The sequence below is a fragment of the Pseudomonas viridiflava genome (assembly GCF_001642795.1).
Taxonomy (GTDB): Bacteria; Pseudomonadota; Gammaproteobacteria; order Pseudomonadales; family Pseudomonadaceae; genus Aquipseudomonas; species Aquipseudomonas viridiflava.
In genome coordinates this window covers 1-9,018 of record NZ_LKEH01000030.1, presented here as the reverse complement: position 1 = coordinate 9,018, position 9,018 = coordinate 1, and the positions used below count along the sequence as shown (strand labels likewise).

At 57.7% G+C, this 9,018-nt stretch carries 6 protein-coding genes and 1 rRNA gene; 6 read left to right on the top strand and 1 reads right to left on the bottom strand.

The window, feature by feature from the left end; all coding sequences use genetic code 11:
• Nucleotides 1-137: 137 nt before the first annotated feature.
• The 6 genes from AO065_RS17540 (at nucleotide 138) to AO065_RS17515 (ending at nucleotide 8,699) form a co-directional block, all read left to right on the top strand.
• Complete coding sequence (locus AO065_RS17540; protein ID WP_004882959.1) at nucleotides 138-1,148, top strand: aldo/keto reductase; 1,011 nt, start codon at nucleotides 138-140, stop codon at nucleotides 1,146-1,148.
• 295 nt (nucleotides 1,149-1,443) lie between these two features.
• Complete coding sequence (locus AO065_RS17535) at nucleotides 1,444-2,178, top strand: GntR family transcriptional regulator (protein ID WP_004882958.1); 735 nt, start codon at nucleotides 1,444-1,446, stop codon at nucleotides 2,176-2,178.
• A gap of 764 nt (nucleotides 2,179-2,942) precedes the next feature.
• Nucleotides 2,943-3,719, top strand: coding sequence for a DUF3050 domain-containing protein (locus AO065_RS17530; protein ID WP_004882957.1), 777 nt, complete (start codon nucleotides 2,943-2,945; stop codon nucleotides 3,717-3,719).
• Nucleotides 3,720-3,783: 64 nt separating this feature from the next.
• Entirely contained in the window at nucleotides 3,784-4,731 is a 948-nt protein-coding gene (locus AO065_RS17525; RefSeq protein WP_004882956.1) for a diiron oxygenase, read from the top strand.
• Nucleotides 4,728-8,186, top strand: coding sequence for a non-ribosomal peptide synthetase (locus AO065_RS17520; RefSeq protein WP_004882955.1), 3,459 nt, complete (start codon nucleotides 4,728-4,730; stop codon nucleotides 8,184-8,186). The genes AO065_RS17525 and AO065_RS17520 overlap by 4 nt, the downstream gene beginning before the upstream one ends.
• A gap of 33 nt (nucleotides 8,187-8,219) precedes the next feature.
• Complete coding sequence (locus AO065_RS17515) at nucleotides 8,220-8,699, top strand: SRPBCC family protein (protein WP_004882954.1); 480 nt, start codon at nucleotides 8,220-8,222, stop codon at nucleotides 8,697-8,699.
• A gap of 69 nt (nucleotides 8,700-8,768) precedes the next feature.
• Here AO065_RS17515 and rrf read toward each other — a convergent pair.
• A 5S ribosomal RNA gene (gene rrf / locus AO065_RS17510) occupies nucleotides 8,769-8,884 on the bottom strand.
• Between the last annotated feature and the right edge of the window lie 134 nt (nucleotides 8,885-9,018).

Sequence of the window (9,018 nt, the reverse complement as noted above, 5' to 3'; positions counted from 1 at the left end):
TGGGCACGATCAGTGTCGAGGCGGACTTGTGTATAACGATGAGCGCTGACCGTGGGTCGACTCATCTTTTCAATGCCTCGGCATACGCGCCAGTATGTCCGACTGATCCTGCGTGAATGACAAGGAGGATGTTAAACATGAATTATCGTGTTCTTGGCCAGTCCGGTCTCAAGGTTTCAACACTGACTCTGGGCTCGATGATGTTCGGCGAGCAGACAGGCGCCGACGAGTCCTTGCGCATCATCGACAAGGCCTGGGATCAGGGTGTCAATTTCGTCGACACGGCGGACGTGTACAACGGCGGTCGCTCGGAAGAGCTCGTGGGCCAGGCCATCGCCTCGCGTCGCAGCGACTGGGTGCTGGCAACCAAGCTCGGCTACAGCGCTCCCAGTGACATCCCCAACCGGGCAGGCCTGAGTCGCAAACATGTGTTCAACGCCATTGAAAACAGCCTGCGTCGGCTGAATACCGACTATGTGGATATCTATTACCTGCACAGAGAGGATCACGACACGCCGCTGGAAGTCACGGTGTCGGCCATTGGCGAGCTGATACGCCAAGGCAAGATCCGCTACTGGGGCGTCTCCAATTTCCGTGGCTGGCGGATTGCGGAAATCGTCAACGTCGCGCAGCGTCTGGGCGTGGACAAGCCGGTCGTCAGTCAACCGCTGTACAACATCGTCAACCGTCAGGCAGAAGTCGAACAGATCACTGCCGCTGCGTTTTACGGACTCGGCGTTGTGCCCTTCAGCCCGTTGGCGCGCGGTGTGCTTAGCGGCAAGTATGAGCCCGACGTCACACCTGACAGCAGCACCCGTGCCGGACGTCAGGACAAGCGGCTGCTGGAGACGGAGTGGCGTGTGGAGTCCTTGCGCATCGCCCAGCGCATCCAGGCGCACGTGCAGGAGAAAGGCGTCGGCATGGTTGAGTTCGCCATTGCCTGGGTACTGAACAACCAGGCCGTCTCTTCCGCCATCGTCGGCCCTCGGACCGAAGAGCAGTGGGATGGCTACACCAAGGCACTCGACGTCATCTTCACTCCGGAAGACGAGGCGTTCATCGATTCGCTGGTGACGCCCGGTCACGCATCGACGCCTGGCTTCAACGACGTGCAGCATTTTGTGTCAGGCCGTCTGCCACGCAGTTAAGGGTCGGGTCTGGCCGCACTTGGGCGCTGGCAGTGATCTGCCAGCATGCTCAGCGGTGAAAACACAGCTGAAAAATTGCTATGTGTATAAATGCTCATTCGGCACTCGGCCTGAGGGGCGCTAAGATAGTGTTGAACGTATCAACGATTGCTCACCACAATGCGACTCATGTGCCCCATTAAAAACACCGAACACACCTCTACGCTCGCGACTTTCTGGCAAGTCTTGGCTAGTCTGTCGGCAGTCCAGCTAATTATTGGATCCTATCCTGCCGGGTTGATGAAGAAGTATGGCGATGCGTAAATCAGACAGAGAAGCCTTTTTAAGCTCGGTACTGGGCAACGAACAGCCCGCAGCCAATGTTGCCCGGGCCGTTATCGAAGAAAAACTGCGCAATGCAATCATCGACGGCAGCTTGCCGAGCGGCACTGCGTTGCGCCAGCAGGAACTGGCCACGCTGTTCGGCGTGAGCCGGATGCCGGTACGTGAAGCCCTGCGGCAACTTGAAGCGCAGTCCCTGCTGCGGGTGGAAACGCACAAGGGTGCCGTAGTAGCCCCACTCATCACCGAAGATGCGGTTGATGCCTACTCCTTGCGCATCTTGCTGGAGTCCGAAGCGCTGCGGTTGTCGATTCCCCACCTGACCGCAGAAGATCTGGCAGCCGCCAAAAGCTATATCGAGCAGCTCGAAGTTGAGACCGATTACACCCAGATCGGCAGGCTCAATCGTTTGTTTCACATGTCGCTGTACGCTAAAACGCGCAACAAGCGCCTGATGCGGCTGGTTGAAGAAGGTCTGAACGAAGAAGAGCGTTTCCTGCGCTTCAATCTTTCGTCCATGGGCCTTGGCAAACTGTCCCAGGATGACCATTGGGAACTGCTTCGCCTCGCAGAAGCGAAGGCCGTCGAACCGACCGTGGCAGCACTGCAATATCACCTCAATCGCGGCGTTCAGGCCATTACCCAATACCTGAACAGCAAGGCCAGCGAAGAGAAAACCGTACGCCCCCGCAGAAAGACTCACGACTGACCTCCCTCCTGCGGCTTTCCATCCGGATCAGCCGCTGTTGACTCCCCGACTCCCCTCTCCGTCCAGCGCCCGGCACCGTGTTGTCGGGCGTTTTTATATCTATTTTCCCAGGCCGTCGGTTGGTCGGTCGCCTGAATAAGGCAAACTCGGCCGTGACCTCGATGGATCCAACCGGAGGATCCAACGCTGGTCGGGATTCACCGCCTGCGCGTTATCAGGGCGGTGATATCCGTTTATGTGAACGCCACGAAAAGGAGTCAGCGCAACGGGCAGAGAGACATTGGAAGTCGTTTCCGATATCGCCCGCCAAAAACCTATTCATTCTAATTGTTCGGCATCACGGCAACGCTGAACGAGGCATTCGTTCATTATTTATAATTCTGGTCCTTATTGACCGGAAGGGTTGCCTACATCCCTATAAAACTTGAACACCACGTTTTATATGGCAACTTTCAGCCCTGATAAAGTGCAACTTGAAATAATTCAAAAAACCAATTGCACACGTTATTAATTGTGTTTTAACTTTTCATCGCAGTCCTTGTGGAAGGTGCCGTAACCGCACAAATCCAAGGCCTCAAGGGCTGACGGCGCCAGCACATGGCACCGCAAAACTAATGAAGTCATATAAAGAACGTTGACGATTTTAATCGTTTCAACCCGCAGACCCTCGCGTGTCCGTTATTCCAATGATGGACAGCTTCGAATAAACGCTGCGTATTTAATCGCTAACTTTCACGTAGCCAACACTACCAAGAGATAAAGCCATGCCTTGTCAAAAAACAGTATTGGACCAAAAGAAACTCGAACTTAGCCGTCATCCGGTATTCAGTGAAATCACCTCTCTGGACGTGCTGAGACGTTTCATGGAGACCCACGTATTCGCGGTGTGGGATTTCATGTCGCTCACCAAACGCCTGCAACAGGAACTGACCTGTACACAGCTGCCCTGGCTGCCGCCGAAAGATCCCGCCGCCGCCAGACTGATCAACGAGATCGTGCTGGGAGAGGAATCCGATGATCGACTGGATCGGGGTCACTACAGCCATTTCGAGCTTTATCTGGACGCGATGTGCGAGGTAGGCGCCAGCACTCAGCAGATCGAGCGCTTCATTGAGCTTCAGCATCAGGGAGTGCATTACACAACCGCCCTGCAGCGCGTCAACGCAGGCCAGGCGGCATCGGTGTTCGTGACAAGCACCCTCGAGACGGCACTGCATGCGCCGGCTCACAGCGTGGCGGCTGCATTTCTGCATGGCCGCGAGAGCGTCATCCCCCTGATGTTCCAGAGCATTCTCGATGACTGGGGCATCACCGGAAGTCAGGCACCGACGTTTCGCTATTACCTGGAACGCCACATCGAAGTCGACTCCGAAGATCACGGCCCGGCCGCAGAGCACCTGCTGGCACGACTGGTGGCGGGCGATCCGCAACGCGAAAAAGAGGTGTACCAGGCCGCCATCGCCGCCGTGGAAAGCAGGGTTCAGCTGTGGGACACGCTACGACTCAGCATGCGCGCACCGCTGATGCAGGTCAGCGCCTAGCACCGGTCAGTTCCCGAGGGCTGCCCTCAACGGTCAGCGCTCAAGCCTCTACAAGGAAGCCATCATGAAAGCAGAAGACTACAGCTCGTTCATCGATGCGTGGGAAGGTCGCGCCACGATTCGCACTCGCCCACGCCGAATCGTCGAGAACGATGAAAAACTGATCTACCCGCTCAGCCGCCAGCCACTGGTGCTCAGCGAAACCTTCAGCCGCGAATGTGCGCATTTGCGTGATTACGCGCTGGTTCAGAGCCTCTACAAATTCATCAATGATGTGGTGATCTTCGAAACCGAGATCGTCGACAAGACCGCGCGCAGTATCGCCAAGGACAACTTCGCGATTCGCTTTCCCTTCGCCTGCCGCTACGACGCCATGACGGTGGTGGTGGATGAGGACTACCACGCGCTGGTTGCCATGGACTTCATGCAGCAGACCATCGCGCTGACCGGCATACAGCCCATCGAACTGCCGGGTGAAATCGAACTGAGCCGGGCGATCCCTGCGGCGCTTGCACTGGCGCCGGAACACCTGCGCAGCGCTGTAGAGCTGATCTGCGTCGCGATTGCGGAAAACACCGTGACCAACGATGTGGCGGCCTTTGCCAGAGACGACTCGGTCAAGCAGTCGGTCAAGGGCCTGATGGCCGACCACCTGCTGGACGAAGGTCGCCACTCAGGCTTCTGGGCGCGGCTGGTGCGTATCTACTGGCACACGGCAAGCGAGGAGGACCGCCAGTGCATCGCTGACATCATGCCGGTGTTCATCGCGCAGTACCTGACCAGCGACATACAGCACGGCTTTGACTTCACGCTGATCAAGCATCTGCCGGTCGCTGAATCGGTCAGGCAGGCACTCAAGGCTGAATCCCTGGCGGTCAGCTTTCCGATCAATCGCCATCACCCACTGATCGGCAACATCATGCGCTTTTTCAAGGCCAGCTCGATGCTGGACGCCCCGTGTGTACAGAAAGCGCTGGCCGATTACCTGCCCGCCCAGGGGATGCTGCAATGAAACGCCTGGAGATCGTGCTTCTCGGTCACAGCCTGACCCTGAGCGAACTGAATACCGAACTGCAGGCTCACGGTCATACCGTGCAACACCTGACCGATCTGGTCGCGCTGCAATTACAAAGAACGACTCAGGCCTCGATACTGATTGAGGACGGCAGTCTGGTGTTGGGTGGTGACGACCTGAAAGGATTTGGCCAGCCAGCGTTGCTGAGCCTACGTGTCGGGCTGAATAGCACTGCCGGATCGCTGCCGAGACTGGAGTTGCTGTGTTGGCATGGATCAGCCAGGGCACAGCGTCTGATTGTCCGCGAGTGGCTGCCTGTAGAGCCTTCGGGCAATGGTCGAAGGCTGCGCGACGAGGCTGTTGCCGCATGGGTGGACATCATCGCCCTGCAGGTGAGTCGACGCTCACGGGACGATCATTACTTCGCGCAACTGCTCGTTGCGCAGCCTGCTCAGAGCGAGCGCCAGGACGGCTTGCAGGCAATCGATGCGCTGCTGTTCGAGCATCAGTTCAACCAGACCGCGCGACCGGACCTGTTGCATCTGGCGGAAACGCCGCTCACCCGGCGGCTGGCGCTGGCCTTGCAGACCTTTGCTGAACGGCCAGCCTTGTCGGTTCAGGGTCAGTCGTACAGCTATCGCGAACTGGCCATGCACAGCGCCGCCATTCAGCGTCATCTGCTGCCGCTCATTGCACAGGCCAGCAACACGGATACGCCACCCGTGATCGGTATCTGTCTGCCCAAGTGCGCGGCGCTGTATGCCGGCGTGCTCGCGATCCTGGGTTGCGGAGCGGTTTACCTGCCGCTCGACCCGGCTCTGCCGTTGCAGCGGCAGCAGTACATCCTTGAAAACGCCGGAGCCATGCTTTTGCTGCATGACGGATCGCACCCATTGGCGGCCGCCGAGTTTCCCGCACTGAACATCAGTGCCATGCAGATCCCGGAGACAGTCCCTCTCGCAGCAAACGCTTACCCTGCCTGCGATGCGCCGTGCATGGCGCTTTATACATCGGGCACGACGGGGCATCCCAAGGGCGTTCTGCTCAGCCAGCGCAACCTCAGCCATTTCACGGCCTGGTATGCGGACTACGTGGATCTGAATCAACACAGCCGGGTGCTGCAATTCTCGACCCTGAGTTTCGATTCATCAGTGATCGACATTTTCCCGACCTGGCTCAGTGGTGCTGAACTGGTGGTGCCCGACGAGGATCAGCGGCGTGATCCGCTGCAACTGGTCAGCGTCTTGAAGGCCGGGCTTACTCACGCGTTCCTGCCACCCGCTTTGCTGAGCATCTTGCCGTTGGATCAGCCATTGGGGCTCAAGCATGTCGTGACCGGAGGTGACGTCTGTGAGCCTCACGTGATCGCGCAGCTCACCGGGCAGTGTCAGTTTCACAACCTGTACGGGCCGACCGAAGCGACGGTGCTGGTGACGGCCGGGCAGTTCACGCCGAACAGCAGCAATCGCAATCTGGGCAGACCGATCGCCAACAGTCAGGTCTGGATTCTCGATGATCAACTGCAGCCTGTGCCACAGGAGGCTCAGGGCGAGCTGTACATCGTCGGACCCGGGGTTTGTCTGGGCTACCTCAACAATCCCGAACTGACGGCTGAGCGCTACGTGTGGCTGACGCGTCCGGACGGTGAGCGAATGCGCGCCTATCGCACCGGCGACATGGCCAAGTGGACCGCAGAGGGTATCGAGCTGAGCGGACGTCGCGACAATCAGGTGAAGATTCGCGGCTTCAGGGTCGAGCCTGAAGAGATCGAGCATTGTCTGCGTGCCAGTCAGCTGTATCGACAGGTCGCAGTGGTCGTCGATGCGCAGCGGCGCATTCTGGCCTTCGTCGCTCAGCCTCACGGTGCCCAGAATGATGACTCGACGCTGAGCGCGTTGAAGGCTCATACCCAGCAGTTGCTGCCTGACTATATGCATCCAGTTGCCTATACCAAGGTCGATGCCTTGCCATTTGCCAGCAATGGCAAGACTGATCGCAAGGCATTGCTGGAGCTGCCGGTGAGCTTCAGCGATCAGCACTCACGGCGCCTGCCGGAAAACGAGCGGCAGGAACAGCTAGTGGCGTTGTGGGGCGAGTTGCTGGAGCTGCCAACCGGTTACATCTCGACTGACGAGAGTTTTTTCAATCTGGGTGGCCACTCGATTCTGCTCTCGCGCATGCTGTTGGGTATTCGCGAGCGGTTCGGACGCAGCATCCCCATCAACCGCTTCATAGAAGCACCGACCGTACTGACGCTCGCAAGCCTCCTCGATAGCGAAGGCAGCTCGACCTACACCATCAGCCCGAAAGCGCTGATGGATGCGAATCCGCACGTACAGGTAACGACGCTGCCTGTCAGCCAACTGGGCGACGTCCATAAAGTGATCGTGACCGGGGCGAATGGTTTTCTGGGTGTGCATATCGTCCAGGCACTGCTGGACTGGGGCGCGACCGAGATTGCGTGTCTGGTGCGTGAATCGGCCGGGCATAGCGCACAGGAGCGCTTCGAACAGTCGCTGGCGGAGAACAGGCTCGGGCATCTGGACTTGAGTCGAGTGACGGTCTATCCAGCCGATGTCACCCAGCCGCGTCTGGGTTTGAGCGAAGCGGTGTATGAGCGGCTGGACCGTGACTTCGGCACGCTGGTCCATAACGCAGCCAACGTGAACCACGTTCAGGATTACGAAGCGCTGTTCAAGGACAACGTTGAGCCTGTCTTCGAATGCCTGAAGTTGTGTGAAGGACGCAGCAAGAAGGTCTTCAATTTCGTCTCGACCTTGTCTGCCTGCAGCGCAATTGATGGCACCGGCGCCGTGCTTGAACAACCGGCTGCCGCTACGCCGCCTATCTACATCAAGAACGGTTACAACCTCACCAAATGGGTCGCTGAACGTATTTTGCAGCACGCCAGGGATCAAGGCGTGTGGGTCAACATCTACCGACCCGGCAACATCGCCTTCAACAGCCGCACTGGCGTTTGTCAGCCGCAGAAGAACCGTTTGATGCTGATGCTCAAGGGGTCCCTGCAGCTGGGTCAGGTCCCGGCGTTCGACATCAACTTCGACCTGATGCCGGTGGACTTCCTCGCACGTTTTATTGGCTTTCACGCCAGTCGCTATCAGCCCGAGCGCGCCGTATTCAACCTGCATAACCCTGAGCTGTTGAGCTGGAACCACTACGTGGAGTCGTTCCGCGAGGCGGGTCGCGAGTTCAAGTTGGTCAGCGTTGCCGATTGGCAGGCACAACTGGGCCAGGTCGACAGCGATAACGCCCTGTTTGGCGTGCTGGGCTTCTATCTGGATGGCTTTGAAGAAGACATCGGGGACATCTCGATGATCGAGTACCAGAACACCCTGGCTGGCGTCCGCCAGATGGGCGAGCAGTACCCGCAGAAAACCCCCGCGCTGTTGCGCAAGGGCTGCGATTACCTGAAGGAAATCGACTTCATCTGAGTCGAGTCATCAATAAGCAAAATGGAGAACGACATGAACACGATCCACAACAATCTCAAGCCTGACACCCTCATCAAGAACCCGACGCAGTGCCGTGTGTCGGCAGCGGTGGATATCCCGAGCGATGCCAACAGTGTGTGGGCAGTCGTGGGAGACTTCGGTGGCTTTCAGGCATTCATTCCTGCCTTGGAGAGTACTGAAGTCACCGGCAAAGGTGTCCGCTCGGTACGCAAGAAGCTGTTCAAGGACGGCAACTTTGCGATCGAGCAATTGAACAGCCGGGATGATCACGCGCTGTACATGACGTGGTCGCTGATACACACCAGTTTGCCTGTCGGCAATCTGTGGGCATCAATGACGGTGCAGCCCAAGGGTGACAACGAGTGTGTTGCTACCTGGACGATCATTGCTGAACCCGATCAGGGAGGTCCTGAAACATTGCCGGACTTCGAGGCGTTTCTACAAGGCTTCGCAGACAGCGCCATGAGCAACGCACGCAGTCTGTTTGCCTGACTCTGCAGTTATTCAGAGCCGGAAAAGACAAAACCCCTCATCGCGCAAGCGATGAGGGGTTTCNTTGAATCTTGACGATGACCTACTCTCACATGGGGAAACCCCACACTACCATCGGCGATGCATCGTTTCACTACTGAGTTCGGGATGGGATCAGGTGGTTCCAATGCTCTATGGTCGTCAAGAAATTCTGCAGCCGATCCGTTAGCCAGTAACGTGTCAGCGAAAATGGTGACTTCTACTAAAAGACAAAACCCCTCACCGCGTAAGCGATGAGGGGTTCTGGAATTGAATCTTGACGATGACCTACTCTCACATG